This is a genomic window from Anaerostipes sp. CAG:276, from assembly GCF_000432215.1.
In the GTDB taxonomy this organism is placed as follows: Bacteria; Bacillota; Clostridia; order Lachnospirales; family Lachnospiraceae; genus Anaerostipes; species Anaerostipes caccae.
Genome location: NZ_FR889174.1, coordinates 1 through 16,001 on the forward strand (window position 1 = coordinate 1; position 16,001 = coordinate 16,001).

Below are 16,001 nucleotides of genomic sequence, written 5' to 3' on the forward strand. Positions count from 1 at the left end.
TAATAAATAAAAATTCTATCTTCAAAGTTTGATATTTTGGGTTTTGAAGCTGGTACTTCTTTTATTTCAATACTTATCACCTGATTCCATGCAATGAAGTACCCATGTACTTTTAGACCTTCTTCATTCATATAAAGCATGAAAATTTTTTTCTTACGAAGATAAATCAGCCGTATAGAAGATATTATACATATAAGCACAAAGCTTGCCACACAGATCCAAACCCCTATTGGAACTTTTATGTATTTCAAAAAAAAGAACCCTCCTGTAGCAAATAAAACACTTAGAATAATTTGCAGCGTATCTTGATCATCATCGTTCCACCAAAATTGATTTCCATTCTCCCCAAAATATTTCATGCATTTTCCTCCAACCTTTTATTCTACCAAACAATAAACCATCTTTTACGCCTATGAGTTCTGTACATCAAACAGTAATTTCTCCGGTTTCTGAACTACTTGTTTTATAATAGTTCCAAAATGCCTCTATATATTCTTTTATTTCTACAACTTCACTTTCTTCAGGACTTAAACAGGCAGTAAACTTTCTTTTTTTCCCCGGTTCTGAATGATAAATAAAAATTTCATCTTTGGGTCTTGAACCTCTTCCACCTGGTACTTTTTTTATTTCAATTTTTACTACATGATTCCAAGCAATAAAATATCCATTAACCTTCAAACCTTGTTCATTCATATAAAGCATAACGATCCCTTTTTTACGAAGAAAAACCAATCGTATGGGTACTATTATACAAAACACTGTAAAACTTGCTACTAAAATCCAAACTCCTATTGGAACTTTTATGTATTTTAAGAAAAAGATACACCCTGTGGCAAATAAGACACTGAGTATCATTAACATGGTATCTTGATCATCATTATTCCACCAAAATTCATTTCCATCTTCCCCGAACTTCTGCATATCTTTTCCTCCAGCCTTTTATTCCGCCAAACAACATTCAATTTTTTACTTCTATAAGTTCTATACGTCAAACATCAACTTCTGAAATATTTGTTTTATAATACCTCCAAAACACTTCTATATACTCCTTTATCTCACCAACCTCACTTTGTTTTGGCATTAAACAGGCAGTAGATTTTCTTCTTTTCCCGGGTTTATGATAGACAATAAAAATTCTATCTTCAAAGATTGACATTTGAGGTTTTGAAGCCGGTACTTCCCTTATTTCTACTTTAATAATCCAATTCCATGAAACGAAATCTCCATTAATTTTTAAACCTTGTTCATTCATATAAAGATTAGGTATTTTTCGCCTGTGAAGATATATAGCTCTTCCAATACCTATTCCGAAAAAAATCATGAGACAGGCTACACAGATAAAATCAAACAACGTTGCCTTTATGTATCGAAAAAAGAGGATACCTCCTAAGATAACCATAACTCCTATTATAATTATCAGCGTATCTTGATCTTCATCATTCCACCAAAATTCATTTCCATCGTCACCAAATTTCTGCATATTATTTTCTCCCGTACTGCTCTTATATTTATTAAAAGCCAGAATCTCAAAGTACATCTTTATAATGCATTATATTCACTCGGTCTTATAGTACTGCCAAAATGCCTCTATATATCTTCTTATTTCTTCTATCTCATCTTCATCCGGTATTATACTTATGGTATGCTCCCCTGTTTCTTCAGGTTTATGATAATAAATAAATATCATTTCTGAATCTTTAACCGTTGGTCCATATGAAACAGTTTTTATTTCCAGTTCTATAATCCAGTTCCATGAGATAAAGCTTCCCCTTATATTCAATCCTTGTTCATTCATATAAAGTTCAGGTATCTTTTTTTTTCGACGATACATAGTGCCTCCTAAAGTACCCGCAAATAACAAAAGTAAAAGCAAGATAACAATAGTCATAATATAGGATGAAGTCCCTATTTTCAAATATAGAATACATCCAACAATAAGTAAAAATCCAGCTGCAATAGATTTGGCATCTTGATCATCATCATTCCACCAAAATTCATTCCCATTTTCCCCAAATTTCTGCATAACGTTTCCTCCCAATCATCACCTATTAAAATAATTATACCTTATTTTTCCCTTTATTTTAATAGTGTTTAGGACACTGCCGGAATATTCTGATAAGCACTTTCCAGCGCATCCGCAAGAATATTACATAGCTCATCAGAAACTTCTTCTTTTTGCTCCTTTAGTGCAGATAGCAGATTGGTACTCTTTACTCCACCGCCGCTGCTCTTTAATGAAATATTAATATTTCCGATAGACACACGGATTCCTCCTTTCGCCTGCCCAATACCCGGTGGGGACTGTTTTCCCGGTACTCCGCCTGCCGTTCCGCCATTCGCGTACCCGGTGACTCCAAGTGCCTGTCCTGCCTGCTGCCACAGGTCAAGGCCCCGATCTCGTTTATGTCCGCTTAAAGGTATGATCACTTCCGGGCCTTCTTCTCCGACCCAGCTGAGCATCGGGTTATCCACAAAGCTTCCATTGGCATTATGTTTAAAGAGGCCCCATAGCTGCTTCTTTAACCTGCTGAAGAAATTATCTTTCTTTTTAGGTGCTGACTTTTTGGATGCACTGTTATTTGCAGCTCTTTTTTTCTGAAATTCTCTCAATTCATTTTGTCTGTCTTTTGCTGACATTGCCGCACCATATTTGACAGCCTTTGAATTTGTACCAAAATATTTTATGGCTTTCTTTTTATTTGCAGTCGTATATTGTATGTTTCCTTCTTTATCCTTAATTTGATTAATAAAAGGATGAAATTTCTTTTTATGAACTTCCTCTCCATATTTTCTGGCACCTTCATACCAAGTATCTCCATATTTCGATACTACATATCCTCCAATTGCACCTGCCAGAATTCCCACTGGTCCGGCCCATGCTCCATATTTAGCTCCCGCAGCTGCTTCGATTATCCCAGTTACTGCTGACGTTGTTCCCACAGATGCTGCTTCGATTGTTGTCTGTTTAAAAGGATCTCCATCTTTTTTATTTGCTTCTTTTGCAACGTTATATCCAGAAACAAGCATGGTAGCCGGCATGAAAGTTCTGGCAGGAGTTATTTCAGGCAGTTCCTTTTGAATAATAGCTTGATATTTATTATCCAGGGCAATGGTAGATACATTGGTTCCCACCCCTATAATATCATCAGAAGAAAGTTTCACCGACGGCTTAGTTGTCTGCATATTCAAAACCATTTCTTTCTTTTTCTCCAGCCTTTGATACACTTGATAATATTCCCGCTGGTTTCTCGATAATTTTTTAGCCGTTTTTTTGACCTGTTCCTCCAAGTAATCTTCATAAGATTTATCACTCAAATATATCCCCCCTTTCAAATAAAAAAAGAAGCAGGACTGCTTCATTTTTTATTTTATATTTAATTTGTTTTGTAATATTCCCAAAATGCTTCTATATATATTTTTATTTCCATAATTTCTTCTTTTTCAGGAGTTATAGCAAAGCATCCTATTTTTTCATCTCCCGGAAGCTGAACATAAATATAGATCCAATCACGCGGCCCCGCTGCTCCTCGATACAAAGATTTTATCTCAACAGACTTAACATGATTCCATGAACAAAAATCTCCCCATACGACGATTCCTTCCTCATTCATATAAAGGGCAGGAACTTTTTGTCTTTCTAACATACTAATGTGTATTAAAGCAATAACCAAAAAAACTAAAATACAAACTGATAATATGAATAAAAACGAGCCTGGTTTTTCCATTTTTAATGGGATAATAAAAAAAATGATACAAAAAAACCCACCGATTTTTAATCCAAGATTTTGAACCTCATCATTCCACCAAAACTCGGTCCCATCATTTCCAAACTTCTGCATATCATGTCCTCCGAACAATTTGTTCTTTGGAATAATTATATCCTATTTTTCTTCTTTTTGCCACTCCATAAGTTCTTCCAATACAATCTGGGTGGAGGCCAGGATAAATGCCTTCTCTCCTTCCGGAAGCCGAAGGATTTCTGAAGGCATTTTCCCTTGATTTTGCCAGATATAATGTAATTTTTCAGCTAATGGACTGGCCTTGATCAGTTTTTTGCGTATTCCTCTTCGGTCATTTCGGTATCATAAAACCCGCTGAGTTTATCAATATCTGCATCAATCTTGTCCTTTTCTCCTGCTCTCAACACTGTATTAATAACATCGATGCCTCTTAGTACTGAGAATCCCTTAGCTTTAAGTCCCTGAATCACTTCCGGCGCATCCCATACTTTCTCAGGCTCTACCGTCGCATAATAAATTTTCCATGCTGAAAATTCATCAAGGCGGACTTCTTTTTCTACTGGCGGAAGTTTTGGATTTGCTGGATTTGGCATCATAACGGCTGCTTTTTTCCTTGCGTCTAAAAGTTCTTCTTCTCCTAGTGGACGGATTTTGAAGTAAAAATAAACTTTGCCATTCCGTTTAACCTCAACAGTCTTCTGCATCTCCTCATCGTTTTTATAATCTGCTGCATGAAGCAGTCCCTGGATTAAATCAACCTCATTCTCTGCGGTTACCTGTATTCCATTCTTTTTATCTGACATATCTTTTCTCCTCTCTTTTTCTTAGTTCAAACTTGCCCCTTCCGGCAATGATTTTAAAAATTCCGGTGTCTGGTTAATTACAAAACTCTGATGCCTTGTAATGATTTCTCCTGATTTCAAAGTCATCAGGTCAAAATCCCCATCCGGTACACATCCATTTAGTAAAAGACGCTGTTCTTTCCCATCTGCTGAACGCAGTGCGACACTCTGAAAATCATAGGATGGAATCACACCCTTTTTGACACTCTTAAGCAAAGGTTCCATAACCAGATCATCCCGCACAACAGCCTCTGAAAATGAGAGTGTAAACTTTACTTTATCCGGAATAGCATACTGCTGGGCAGTCCCGAGTGGTTTATATTCAACATTTCCAAAACTCGCTTTAATCTCAAATTCTTTTACTTCTGCAAGCAGTGTAGACACTCCTCCAAAGTTTACAAACAGTCTTCCGTCTTTCCCTGTCATAATGTTTCTATAATTTGTATTTGACATTTCTTTTCCTCCTTACGCTTCTGCTGAAAAATTAAACTGATAATTTAAATATACTTTTTCCAGGCTGTCCAGATCAGTGGCTGCAACAATAAAGTGCACATCTTCCGGTCCGTGCGGCTCCTGAGGGTCCTCATAGATATCTGCTCCATCCATAAGTTTTCCTTCTCTTGTCATCGCATCCAGCACATCCTTTGCCAGCTTGATTACATTTGCAATTCCGTCACTGTCACAATTGATTTTCCCAATAACCGGTGAAATAGTCCTGTGAAGACGATCAAACAATTCAAATCTTGTCTTTGTTCTTCTGATTTTTTTCCACCCTGCATCCTGATTTTCCTCTAATACATTCAGAGTATTGATCCCACTGTCAAACCAGACTTCTCCTTCCGGTCCCTGAGAAAGCATGAGCATTCCGTTCTCAATTGCCTGAATATATTTTTCTTTTGAGAGAATCTCCAGTGGTTCCACGGCATCTGCTATAACGGAATGTACAATAGACTGATTTGCCGGACAACTTCCGATAATTCCCGCAATCACAGTAATTGCTTCATATCCGTCAATTTTTTCTCCATTTTTATTTACAAATCCGGATCCAACATAAACGAAAGCTTCTGAATTAAATTCTTTCGCATGAGACATTCTCTCAGCAAAATCAACTTCCGCACTCTCTCCTACTACACAAATCCCTACGCACCCGTTACTCTTCATTCTCTGCATATAGGCTTTCAGCAGTGCATGTACTGCTGTGTCAGTTGTATCCGCAGCTAATGCATTCCATGTATATGCTTCAAATGCTCCAAATGCTTCTTCATAATTTCCTGTAACAACCGTTGGATTTGTACCCGCTGTACTTTCTTTCTGTGATACTTGAGCCAGGCTGTTCTTCTCTCCGTCTGCCTTAACTGCTGTAAAAACAGAAGATTTCTGGTTGATTTCTCTGATAAATGCATCTACTTCATTTTCGTCACTTCCAGTTTCATAGGTAAACTTCTCTTTTAAGGAACTTCCCTGATATATCGTCACTTCCTTTTTAGAGGAACTGGAAAGCGGCTGCTTCAGCGTTAATGAGAATACGAGTTTTGTCGGGTATTTTGTTTCGAGTGTCACCGCTTTCTCTCCCTGATCATCCATTAATTCCAAAATTCCTTTTGTTCCCTCTGAACCAAGTCTATATACATAGACCTTAGATGCCCCATTATCAAATAAATTAAGAACACCTTTTACTGTTCCACCTGAACCATACATATCTTCCACAGTTTCTGCTTTCGTATGTACCTGTACGGTTCCCACCGGACCAAAGTCTGCCTGGATAGGAATCGCGAATACTCCATTGATTGCTTCCGCCACGGTTTTCTTTTCCGGAGTTGTGTATCTTCGATAAACCCCTGGTCTGATTTTTGTTTCTCCTGTATCATAAGTTCCTGTCATCATGTTATTTTACCTCCTTATTTTTAAAATCTTTTACTAATTTTTTAGCCTCTTTTAGCTCTGCCTCTGTTTTCCCTGTAAAAGTGAAAGCTGCACGAACCATGTCTGCTGATGCATCCAGACTTTCCGGATTTGACGCATATTCTTCTAAGCTATAAATCATTTTTTGCATTTTGATCCTCCTTAAAATTTACATCTTTTATTTTGAATACCTCTTCTTCCTTCTTTTGAACACCATACTGTCCTTTGACTAAAATTTGTCCATCTTTAAAGCTATCCGCATTATCTTTAAACGTTACCGAATCTATAAAAAACATTCCCCCGTCACTCATTTTTAACTTGTCTTTAAGGTTCAGCTGCTCGCAAATAGATCTGATCAGTTCTATGCTTTTTCCCTTTTGAGCTATTACATGAATTTTCACGGTTACCGTCAGCCAGGATACCTCCCATGTATCATTATAGGTTCCCGGAAGAATATTCCCCAGACGGCAATAAACAGCTGGATGCTCGTCTGTAGCTTTCCATGTAGGACCTGTACTCTCCATTCCAGGTATTCTAATCTGATCATTCAACTCTTTCAGCCACTTCTGAAAAACAGCAACAATATCTGAATTGCCTGCGTCCTGTTTAAAAAAAGCTCCCGGCTGAAAACAAACCAAATATCCATTAGAATCCTCTCCAATTTCCGGCTTAATTGTTTTGGACCGCAACCATTTCATTCCTATTGTCATATTATCAAAAGAGAAAAAACAGTGATGAAATAAAGAAATTAATTCTCTCTCGAAATTTTCCCAGACGACTGTTTGATCCGGCTTACAGAACATCCTTATGGCCAGCCTTCCTGTAATGTCACCTTTCGGATCTGACTGAATAAGCAAATCATAAACAATTCTTGGGTAGATATCCCCCTCCCATAATTCGTCTGAATCTTTGGGTGCATTTCTTAAGAAAACTGCGGGTTTTCCATTATATTTTGCGAGATTCTCTATCATCCATGCGTTTTCAGTTAACCTCTGGTAAACAAGTTCATTCATAGATTCACCTCCTTTTTTATATTTACACCTGCCAAACTTACGTTCCCTTCTTGGTGTATTATTATCATAGCACTAATGCTGCGGACATTGTGGGCAAACTATTTATCTCCTATTTTTATACAGAGCTTTACACGTTTTTCTTCCCGCATAAGTTCCTTTCTCCAATTTAGCTGCTCCCAATATTTTTCAAGCATTTCCTGAGTTTTAGGACCCCAAATTCCGTCCTCTGAAAGTTTCATAAGACTTCCCTTATAACACTTATTTAAGTTAGCCTGAAGCCAGCGTATTGCCTTTTTAGATGAACTGCTTTTTACTGTAGTATATTTTTCTTCTTTCTTTCCCTTTAGTTCTTCTCCAATAATTCCCTCTGCTATTGCTCTTGCCACGGCTTTATAACCAACTTTTTTATATAGTTTATAGTCATCTTTATCATCCACAAAACAGACTTCCACTAGAATTGCTTTGTTTTTTGTATGATTTAGATAATATAGACCGCTGGTTGTCTTAATTCCTCTATTTTTAAATCCAATCTTGTTCATATTATCTAATATTTTTTCTGCGGCACGCTTTTTTATTCCTGACGAGGCAGTACACCAGATTTCTGTTCCGGCTACTTTTCCATCACCAATACAATCGTTTCTCCCTGAATTTAAGTGAATCGAGATATCTAACGTAACCTCTCTTTTATTGCATTTAGAAACAATTTTTTTTAAAACGTCACCCTGACTTTTTCCATTGTTGCAGGTACATTCATAAACTTTATGTCCATCAGATCGTAAAAGCCGTATAGTCTCTTTTACAATCTGCCTGGCCTCTTTTGATTCATCCAAGTATCCCACTGCACCACAGGCAACTTTGTTAGATGGATTATGCCCCGCACTTATGTTATAGCTCGCCATATTTCTCCCCCTCCACTAGCCTTGTAAATGTCTGATGCAGTCCCGTACTGGCAAGCCCGGAAAAAGCTCCAGATATAATAGACTCCAGATTTATCTGATTCTTTAAGATGCATCCCATAAATGCACCGCAGACAGCCAGAATCAATGGTATATATTTATTAGGAATAAAATCTAAAGATTTTTTAATTACATAACCAATAATGAAAGACGCTGTCAGTACCATCGGCATATAATACTCACTGATAAAATTTAAATCCATTTGTAATCTCCTCCCTATTTTTCGATGATACTTTCCAGAAGTTCATCCCTTATTTTTTTCATGTTTTCTATCCCATTTCCTGTAATCTGATGGTTTAGCATTGCAGCTAAACATTTGGATTGCTGTTTCTGCATTTCTTCCAATCCCTTTAATCGTTGATAATCTTTCTCCGAATGTTCTTCTAACTGGTCTACGCGGTGGCTGAAATGCATAGCAGGATATACAATTTTATAAATAACGGCACCCGCTCCGCCAATGATGCTGATGCCACCGCATATTGCTAAAATTTGTTCCAGCACTGCTGCTCCTTTCCTAACATCTGTTATCTTATCTTGCTCTATGTGTCCATATATCTCCCTCTCCTTTCAAGTAGCTGTAGCTAAAAAAGAATAAAGGATAATGAGACCCTTTTACCTTACTTGACGTCTCTTATCCTTTATTCTCTATGATAACTATATCATCCTTATAGCGGACATTGTGGGCAAATACAAATCTAGCTTTCTCTTCTCCAATAATACACCGTTACATATGGCGGTAAATTTGATCCGTTTCCTGTGTTTCCATGATTATGAGGTTGATTTTCTCCGACAGCATCATGTTTATGTGAGGCATTTACTGTAAAAGTAACGCCCCCTACACTTTTGTCCCCTGTACCCATATCATTTGTCAATGCATTAGATGAGCCTGAAATAATTCCTGAGTGAGTCCAGCCTTTATAGCAATACGCCCGAAAAGTACCTGACAAATTCCTTTGACCGTGATCATGAGATGGAAGTTGTCTCGTATTTAATGTACAATTTCCAGTCGAATGCAAATGTGTCTTTGAACCTCCTGGCTTCTCTACATGAATAAAATCGCTGTCATTTTCATTTACTCCCATTAAAGTTTTACCTTCTGCAAATCTCTTCCAAGTTCCTGGCAAAGAATCATTCGGATTAAATTTTTCTGCAAAAGCAATTACCATTCCAACCGGATATAAATAAGAAAGGATCTGCTGTATATCCGCCTCTAAACTATCTATAGCTGCAGAATGTACATTATATTCTTCAAGAGATACGAATCCGCTTGGATCGATATCCAGCTCAAAGGGAGCAGCATCCGAATTCTTAAAACAAAACTCCCAGGTAATCGAGAAGCCAGGGCTTTCGTTTGCGGCAGGTATAAACCTTCCTCTTGCTGCCTGAGATAAACAATATAAAATCTCATTTCCATCCTGATCTTCTGCATAAAACCCTATCTGCCACAGATCATAACTCTCCGGCAGCTTCGTATTCTCTAAAAAAACAGGAATTGTAATCTGATTATTTTTTATGACAGCAGGACGAAGATTTATTTCCTGCCTGATATCCAGAACCTCTGTCTGGCTCCTCAGATCATAAAGCGGTGCCTGCCCGGCTCCTGCCTTCACTTTTGTAATCTTCAGTCCCTGTCCATCCAATAACTTCGTCTGAAGCTCTATTCCTCTATCTGTTATGACTGTATTTTTCCATGTGTCCATATGATCCTCCATTATTCTTGTGCATTGTGAATAAGTTTCTCCTCACAAAATCTCTGATACTTCCTTGACGCAGTTCTTCTGTCCATCCCAAGTTCTTCCCCGATCTCCTGCCATCCGAGATTATTGATGGAACGAAGCCGTATAATAAGCCTGAGTTCCGGATCTTCGATCTCCTGTAGGAACCGTTCGATCTCTGCCCTCGTGTGCAGGAGTTTTTTAATGGACAGGTCGATCAGCTCTCTGATCTCCTCCATTCGCACCGCATAGTCTGCTGTCTTGTCGCTGACCCCGGTCCCAAACGGCATCCCCGTCAGCAGCGGTGACTTTATCATACTCTTACATTCCATCCAGCTGAGTTCTTCATTCAGTTTCTCAATTTCCCTGTTCAGATAATGCATCTGACCCAATTCCTTTTCTGTCAAATCAATCCCTCTTTTCTTTATCTGATGTGTTTCCATCCTATATACATTGCTCCGGATGTCGGTCTGTAAACGGTCACAAGAGGCCTCATCTTATTTACGGCTCTTCCGTTAAAGCGGATCTGCCTGTCTCTGATCTCAGCCGCCGCTCTGCTCCGGTATGCCCCGATCCACTCATTGATTATTCTTATGGAAATTCCATAAAATTCTGATAACTGCTCCTTTGTATAGTGATGCAGCAAAATGCTGATAACTGCGTCAGTTTTTCCCTTTTCGGTCTGAAAGTCAAACATAGTACTCCTCTCTAAATTTTGTCTATTATGCCTATTGCCTTTTCCAAACAAATGTTCTATACTCATTAATATAAAAAGTAAAATTGTTACGGCTTAGATGCTGTATGTACAAACAGATATTCCAGCGGCATCCGGGAGAAATACCTTTTTTTCAGAAGCATTGCTTCTCCGATGGTGAATCTCCCTGAGCCTTCCAGTTTGTCCAGCACGTCTTCTGTCCGCAGCCTCAATACATGTGCAATTTCTTCGTTTGTAATATTTGTTTTTTTAATTCAGTTTTTAAATTTAAATATGGCAACAGCTCACCTCCTGATATTACTCGTTTGCGTATCTTATATTGATATAATATACGCATATGAGTTATATGTCAAGATGATTATACGCATTTGCATATTTTTTTATTTACTTCTGGTTTTTATTATGCTATTCTTTCTATTAGAAAGGCGGTATATTTTATGGGAATTGGAGCAAAGTTGGAGCTGTTACTGCAGGAACATCACATGAATGCCAATGAACTGGCCAAGAAAATCAATGTGGCACCTACGACTATTTATTCGATGATCAAGAGAGACAGCAGAAAGGCAGACATAGAAGTTTTATTAAAGATTTCGAAGGAACTCGGTGTCACCACTGAGTATTTCTGCGACGATGAATTCCTGACCTCTGACAGCAGAAAAGAACCATCATATGAAGATTTGAAAACACTGATCGCAAGAAACGGAAAAGAAATGTCTATTGAGGAAAAATTAGAACTTATAAAGATGTTATCTGAATTATAAAGGACTGGTGGATTTGAATTATCACGATATACTTGTTAAGATACTCGATGTTTACAGAGACTGTGAAGTCCAGTCATTTCCGATTGATTGTTACAGCATTTTAAGGCACTATGGATACCGTATTTTCACTTATCAAAATATACGGGATATCAATGAACGGCTTTACCAATACTGCAGGAATTATTCGGAAGACGCTTTCCGTTACGGAGCCAAACGGATCATAGCCTATGATGAGAACAAATCCCCTTTCAGGATTCGGTTCTCCATCATGCACGAACTGGGACATATTATGCTGGGCCATTCGAGAGAATGTGCCTATAATGAACAGCAGGCCAATTTTTTTGCAAGCAATATTCTGGCTCCCAGAATGGCCATTCATTTTGCACAGTGCCGGAATGAGGATGATGTCTCCTCGGTTTTCCAGATCAGCAGAGAGGCCGGGTCCTACGCATTTCAGAATTACAGACTTTGGAAAGAATCCGCAGCAAGAGAAGTAAGTGATGTCGACGAGGCCATGTACCGTCATTTTTATCATGATGAGAGGGAAGAATTTATTTACAGTATAAAGCCCTGTATGATATGCGGAGAGACAATTTATAATTCATCAGAAGATTTATGCCTCCACTGCAGGATGGAGCATATCAGAAGGCAGCACACCCCGCTATACACATCCAGAAATGACAGAATGCTTCTGCAGATTGAACAGCAGCAGCTCAACAATCTATAAGAACATATTTGACTTGGCAAAAGCCTTACAATAAAAAACTCATATCATACGGCTGTTGGGCGTATGATATGAGTTTTTATTATCTTAATTATTCTTTTTAACGTCCCGCATTTAATTTCATACAATAGTAGGATGCCATGACTGGCTTCCCATTTTTATAACCGACAATTTTGATCGGTAAAGAAGCGGTATTCTTTTTTGGATCTTTCCGTTCAGGGATTAAGGTTGCTGGTTCTCCCTTTTCTGTTATTATCCCAGTATTATAGGACGGTCCGGGAGTCGGAGTATTCTTCAAGTTTTCAGACTTATAGACCTTATAATAGAGCGTCACTCCATGCTTAGCACAGAACCACATCTTCTCTTCATTGTTGCTTTTATCTAAGTAATAATTAGTATAGCCGATTTCACCTACCCCATTCCCGTAATACACAATAGAATAACTGTCTGTTATGTCGAATCTGGAGTAAATAGAATGGTCTTCAAATTTTCTGGCGCTGTTTACTTTTTTGTTGAAAGCGTCTAAATCAATGGGATCAGACCGGCCGGGCATCTTCCCTGTATAAGGCTTTCCGTCCTGATAATACTTGGGCCTTGGTGAAGCATCATAGGCTTTTCTCTTATAGGATTTGATGAACTTTCCTTTCACATTGTAAACCTTAATTGTCGCCGCCGCTTTTCCAGCAGCTTTTTTCATCTTCACTGAAAAATATCCCTTTTTGCTGCTGGCCCTTTTTCTGTAAGTCTTTCCGTTCATAACGACTTTTACTTTATACTTTGGTCTTACATATCCTTTTATATACTTTGAAGACTTATAAAACCTTTTAATCGAAATGGTTTTTGCCAAAACATCAACTTTTTTCTTTGCTGCCTGAGCCGGAATCGCCGGCTGAAATTTTGAAACATAAAAAATATTCATTTTACCACAAATTTACCACGATTGAATGAGCCTTGATATGATAATATAAATTTGAAAAGAACACCTCATTGGGTGTCCTTTAACATGAATTAACTACTTGTTTTCTTGCTATACATTTTTTAAGCATTTTTATTTCTTTTACGCTTTTTACCAAATAAAACAGCTAATGCACCACTTGAGCCAGCAAACATAAAAGCAAATAAACTTATATTTGACATATCACCTGTTTTTGGACTTTTGGACTGTTTATCAGGCTTTGTTGTATTGTTTGGCTTATTTGGCTTCTGTGGCTGTTGTGGTTTGTTAGTAGTTTTTTGTTCCACTGTAACAGTAATTGTTTTTTCAGCAGAAGCTCCGTTTTTGTCAGTTACTTTATATGTCACATGATAAATACCAGCTTTAGAAGTATCTACATCATTCGCAATAATATTATCCTTTGTCAGCGTAATATCGCCATCTTCTTTGTCCGTTGCACTAACGTCTAACAATGGGTCGAAATTATCGTCTACATTCAATGTAACATCATTTGCTGAAATCGTAGGCACATTATTGATAACACTCATATTTGGGCAAAACTTCCATTCACCAACCACCAATATATTGTCATTAACTACTATTTCTGTTCCGTCTTTCCAGCCTGTGAATACCCACTTTCCATCTTCTACCTTGATTTCAGAATCAGCAAAAATAGGTAAAGTTACTTTATCGCCTTTTTTAATGCCAATTATTGGGTCTGGAAGCAAATCCAATATATCGCTTGGTAAATCTCTTTCTGAGGTTGTGCTTTTAAACTCAAAACGAATTTGATACTTTTCAGTTGGATCAATCTTATCCCCATTGATATAGTTAATATCATAGTTTGTCAAAAGTGAATCCACAGGAAAGATATTTTTACCTGTCACAGATGATTTCGAAAATTTAAGATTCGTAAATTCATCTGCATTTTCAGGCGGAGTGTAAAGTCCATATGAAGCAGAGTTGTTTTCGAAGATCACATCACCTGCAAGTTTAACAGTCTGATATTTACCTGTATCCGCCGGATTGTCATAATCAGAATTTCCAGTATAAATTGCACCGCCTTGTATTGCAAAATTATTGGAAAATGTACTGTTACTTACATTTATTCCTGCATTCTTGTGTAGGTATACTCCTCCACCATATTTAGCTTGATTTCTCATAAATGTGACATTTTCAATCTTAGTTTCTGATGTACTTTCTTGAATGAAAATACCACCGCCATGCGCTCCATTATTTCCCTTAATCGTTCCACCTGTTATAGAAAGTCTGCCAGTATCAGATACAGCGATACCACCTCCACTGGCAGTTGTCTTGTTATTAGAAATTATGCCACCAGTCATGTTCATTGTACCATGTAACATAATTGCGCCACCATTACTGTGACGGATACTCCCCCCAACTGTAACTTCAGTGCCTATCGCTTCACAGCCTTCAATAACACCACCTTCTAAGTTAAGCTGTGTACCTTCATCTACATAGACTGCTCCGCCATCATAGCCTTCTGAGCTTTTACAGTTTTCGATTACGGCACCTTTCTTAATAGTCGTTACTACGCCTTTGCCGTTACCTAAGGTAACGATTGCTCCGCCTGACCACGGAGTATACGGATCAGATCCTCGCCCAAGGCAGTTTCTTATAACTGCTCCCTCATCCAAGATGATCGTGGTAGCCCTTGTATGTGTTCCAACACCTCCATCCGAATAAATACCTCCCATGGCATTGTTTCCATCAAGGATGATATTTTTCAGCGTCAGGGACGAATCACCGCCAACATTAAAATGCCTTGATGACCACGCCTTACCCGGGTTTACACGCGTAATCACAAATTGATTTCCTGGAGATGAGGTAACAGTGACCGTCGCATTCATAGGAATGCCTGGTGCCTTGTCATCTTCTGTATAATCACGGGTTACCATAACGGTATATGCATTCCACTTATCTTTATTATCACTGTTAATAGCTCCCAGTGTATCCTGAAGCGTGTCATATCGGCCAATTTCAGAGCCATCCGTGTCTTTGGTAACGATAAATGTTTTTTCTGGTGTTTCTGCTGGCGGAACTTCCGATAGTATATTTTCTATTTTAAAGGATTTTGAATACATCGCAAATGATACTGTTGTATCATCTGTCTTGGTATAGTAAGAATCTGTAACATTATCGTCCGTCACGACAGATACATCCATATCATTCACTTTAACAGCAGGGACATTATCATGAAATATTTTTCCATCTGCTGCCTTAAGGTTCTGGATATCAAATCTTAAGCGATACTCTTTTCCAGCCTCAAACTGCACTGTTTCCGATGTGGGTTTTGCGTAACCCCAATTTCCGTCAGCCTGTTTTACCCTCCAGCTTGCAAATACTTCACCACCATCTGTAAGGCTGTTCCCATCATTTGGCTGAACATTAAAACTATCTGGTACTGTATCTCCAAGAACCGGCTCTTTTACCTCGTCCATATCAAACGATAAACTTAAAATTTCCTGTGGAGCTTCTTCAGCATGTACAGACATTGTACCTGAGAACATTGTTCCAAAAGTTAAAATCAGTGCTAAAAGCATTGAGAATTTCTTTTTTAACTTTCTTTGTATCATAATTTCTTTTTACTCCTTTCTTGTGTTTGATTATCTTTTATCTAATCATTTAATTCAGATTCTTCTATAAGAATCACTCCCTTTCCAATCAAAACAGGTCTG

General features: G+C 38.0%; 21 protein-coding genes. 2 read left to right on the top strand and 19 right to left on the bottom strand.

Annotated features, from left to right (window positions below):
- The 17 genes from QVP35_RS01285 to QVP35_RS01365 form a co-directional block, all read right to left on the bottom strand.
- Window positions 1-359, bottom strand: a 359-nt coding sequence (locus QVP35_RS01285) for a hypothetical protein (protein ID WP_288187722.1), incomplete at its 3' end; no start/stop codon positions are given.
- A gap of 67 nt (window positions 360-426) precedes the next feature.
- Entirely contained in the window at window positions 427-921 is a 495-nt protein-coding gene (locus QVP35_RS01290; RefSeq protein ID WP_009291019.1) for a hypothetical protein, read from the bottom strand.
- A gap of 67 nt (window positions 922-988) precedes the next feature.
- Window positions 989-1,480, bottom strand: a complete 492-nt coding sequence (locus tag QVP35_RS01295) for a hypothetical protein (protein ID WP_022260709.1) — start codon at window positions 1,478-1,480, stop codon at window positions 989-991.
- Window positions 1,481-1,555: 75 nt separating this feature from the next.
- Entirely contained in the window at window positions 1,556-2,023 is a 468-nt protein-coding gene (locus QVP35_RS01300) for a hypothetical protein (protein ID WP_022260710.1), read from the bottom strand.
- Window positions 2,024-2,091: 68 nt separating this feature from the next.
- On the bottom strand, window positions 2,092-3,315 hold the full coding sequence (locus QVP35_RS01305) for a hypothetical protein (RefSeq protein ID WP_022260711.1): 1,224 nt from the start codon (window positions 3,313-3,315) through the stop codon (window positions 2,092-2,094).
- Between the two features lie 59 nt (window positions 3,316-3,374).
- Window positions 3,375-3,839 (bottom strand): hypothetical protein, encoded by a 465-nt coding sequence (locus QVP35_RS01310; protein ID WP_009291015.1) that lies wholly within the window; start codon window positions 3,837-3,839, stop codon window positions 3,375-3,377.
- 206 nt (window positions 3,840-4,045) lie between these two features.
- Window positions 4,046-4,543 carry a phage tail assembly chaperone gene (locus QVP35_RS01315; protein ID WP_009291014.1) on the bottom strand — a complete coding sequence of 166 codons (498 nt, stop codon included), beginning with the start codon at window positions 4,541-4,543 and terminating at the stop codon, window positions 4,046-4,048.
- A gap of 21 nt (window positions 4,544-4,564) precedes the next feature.
- Window positions 4,565-5,035, bottom strand: a complete 471-nt coding sequence (locus tag QVP35_RS01320) for a hypothetical protein (RefSeq protein ID WP_009291013.1) — start codon at window positions 5,033-5,035, stop codon at window positions 4,565-4,567.
- A gap of 12 nt (window positions 5,036-5,047) precedes the next feature.
- Entirely contained in the window at window positions 5,048-6,466 is a 1,419-nt protein-coding gene (locus tag QVP35_RS01325; RefSeq protein ID WP_009291012.1) for a phage tail sheath subtilisin-like domain-containing protein, read from the bottom strand.
- 1 nt (window position 6,467) lies between these two features.
- The gene (locus QVP35_RS01330; RefSeq protein WP_009291011.1) at window positions 6,468-6,635 is read right to left on the bottom strand and encodes a hypothetical protein; all 168 of its coding nucleotides are present in this window, start codon (window positions 6,633-6,635) and stop codon (window positions 6,468-6,470) included.
- On the bottom strand, window positions 6,616-7,497 hold the full coding sequence (locus tag QVP35_RS01335; protein WP_009291010.1) for a hypothetical protein: 882 nt from the start codon (window positions 7,495-7,497) through the stop codon (window positions 6,616-6,618). The genes QVP35_RS01330 and QVP35_RS01335 overlap by 20 nt, the downstream gene beginning before the upstream one ends.
- Window positions 7,498-7,595: 98 nt before the next feature.
- Window positions 7,596-8,396, bottom strand: a complete 801-nt coding sequence (locus QVP35_RS01340) for an N-acetylmuramoyl-L-alanine amidase (RefSeq protein WP_009291009.1) — start codon at window positions 8,394-8,396, stop codon at window positions 7,596-7,598.
- On the bottom strand, window positions 8,383-8,655 hold the full coding sequence (locus QVP35_RS01345) for a phage holin family protein (protein WP_009291008.1): 273 nt from the start codon (window positions 8,653-8,655) through the stop codon (window positions 8,383-8,385). The genes QVP35_RS01340 and QVP35_RS01345 overlap by 14 nt, the downstream gene beginning before the upstream one ends.
- Before the next feature lie 14 nt (window positions 8,656-8,669).
- Window positions 8,670-8,954 (bottom strand): hypothetical protein, encoded by a 285-nt coding sequence (locus QVP35_RS01350; RefSeq protein WP_009291007.1) that lies wholly within the window; start codon window positions 8,952-8,954, stop codon window positions 8,670-8,672.
- 194 nt (window positions 8,955-9,148) lie between these two features.
- Window positions 9,149-10,063, bottom strand: coding sequence for a phage baseplate protein (locus QVP35_RS01355; RefSeq protein ID WP_199805930.1), 915 nt, complete (start codon window positions 10,061-10,063; stop codon window positions 9,149-9,151).
- A gap of 101 nt (window positions 10,064-10,164) precedes the next feature.
- The gene (locus QVP35_RS01360; protein ID WP_022260712.1) at window positions 10,165-10,575 is read right to left on the bottom strand and encodes a DUF1492 domain-containing protein; all 411 of its coding nucleotides are present in this window, start codon (window positions 10,573-10,575) and stop codon (window positions 10,165-10,167) included.
- Window positions 10,576-10,592: 17 nt separating this feature from the next.
- Entirely contained in the window at window positions 10,593-10,865 is a 273-nt protein-coding gene (locus tag QVP35_RS01365; RefSeq protein ID WP_022260713.1) for a hypothetical protein, read from the bottom strand.
- Between the two features lie 455 nt (window positions 10,866-11,320).
- Here QVP35_RS01365 and QVP35_RS01370 point away from each other — a divergent pair, with 455 nt between their 5' ends.
- Together QVP35_RS01370 and QVP35_RS01375 are read left to right on the top strand one after the other, a co-directional pair.
- On the top strand, window positions 11,321-11,644 hold the full coding sequence (locus QVP35_RS01370; RefSeq protein ID WP_006566126.1) for a helix-turn-helix transcriptional regulator: 324 nt from the start codon (window positions 11,321-11,323) through the stop codon (window positions 11,642-11,644).
- Window positions 11,645-11,651: 7 nt separating this feature from the next.
- Complete coding sequence (locus tag QVP35_RS01375; protein ID WP_006566127.1) at window positions 11,652-12,371, top strand: ImmA/IrrE family metallo-endopeptidase; 720 nt, start codon at window positions 11,652-11,654, stop codon at window positions 12,369-12,371.
- A 97-nt stretch (window positions 12,372-12,468) separates the two neighbouring features.
- On the opposite strand, the gene QVP35_RS01380 is transcribed toward QVP35_RS01375, so the two are convergent.
- Together QVP35_RS01380 and QVP35_RS01385 are read right to left on the bottom strand one after the other, a co-directional pair.
- Complete coding sequence (locus QVP35_RS01380; RefSeq protein WP_009291004.1) at window positions 12,469-13,287, bottom strand: hypothetical protein; 819 nt, start codon at window positions 13,285-13,287, stop codon at window positions 12,469-12,471.
- A gap of 119 nt (window positions 13,288-13,406) precedes the next feature.
- Complete coding sequence (locus QVP35_RS01385; RefSeq protein WP_009291003.1) at window positions 13,407-15,899, bottom strand: SHIRT domain-containing protein; 2,493 nt, start codon at window positions 15,897-15,899, stop codon at window positions 13,407-13,409.
- Window positions 15,900-16,001 lie beyond the last annotated feature (102 nt).

Coding starts and splice junctions, on each gene's coding strand:
- QVP35_RS01365 (WP_022260713.1), bottom strand. CDS start 10,865: ATGTTTGACTTTCAGACCGAAAAGGGAAAAACTGACGCAGTTATCAGC.
- QVP35_RS01380 (WP_009291004.1), bottom strand. CDS start 13,287: ATGAATATTTTTTATGTTTCAAAATTTCAGCCGGCGATTCCGGCTCAG.
- QVP35_RS01295 (WP_022260709.1), bottom strand. CDS start 1,480: ATGCAGAAATTTGGTGACGATGGAAATGAATTTTGGTGGAATGATGAA.
- QVP35_RS01290 (WP_009291019.1), bottom strand. CDS start 921: ATGCAGAAGTTCGGGGAAGATGGAAATGAATTTTGGTGGAATAATGAT.
- QVP35_RS01345 (WP_009291008.1), bottom strand. CDS start 8,655: ATGGATTTAAATTTTATCAGTGAGTATTATATGCCGATGGTACTGACA.
- QVP35_RS01340 (WP_009291009.1), bottom strand. CDS start 8,396: ATGGCGAGCTATAACATAAGTGCGGGGCATAATCCATCTAACAAAGTT.
- QVP35_RS01315 (WP_009291014.1), bottom strand. CDS start 4,543: ATGTCAGATAAAAAGAATGGAATACAGGTAACCGCAGAGAATGAGGTT.
- QVP35_RS01330 (WP_009291011.1), bottom strand. CDS start 6,635: ATGCAAAAAATGATTTATAGCTTAGAAGAATATGCGTCAAATCCGGAA.
- QVP35_RS01300 (WP_022260710.1), bottom strand. CDS start 2,023: ATGCAGAAATTTGGGGAAAATGGGAATGAATTTTGGTGGAATGATGAT.
- QVP35_RS01335 (WP_009291010.1), bottom strand. CDS start 7,497: ATGAATGAACTTGTTTACCAGAGGTTAACTGAAAACGCATGGATGATA.
- QVP35_RS01325 (WP_009291012.1), bottom strand. CDS start 6,466: ATGATGACAGGAACTTATGATACAGGAGAAACAAAAATCAGACCAGGG.
- QVP35_RS01370 (WP_006566126.1), top strand. CDS start 11,321: ATGGGAATTGGAGCAAAGTTGGAGCTGTTACTGCAGGAACATCACATG.
- QVP35_RS01310 (WP_009291015.1), bottom strand. CDS start 3,839: ATGCAGAAGTTTGGAAATGATGGGACCGAGTTTTGGTGGAATGATGAG.
- QVP35_RS01320 (WP_009291013.1), bottom strand. CDS start 5,035: ATGTCAAATACAAATTATAGAAACATTATGACAGGGAAAGACGGAAGA.
- QVP35_RS01385 (WP_009291003.1), bottom strand. CDS start 15,899: ATGATACAAAGAAAGTTAAAAAAGAAATTCTCAATGCTTTTAGCACTG.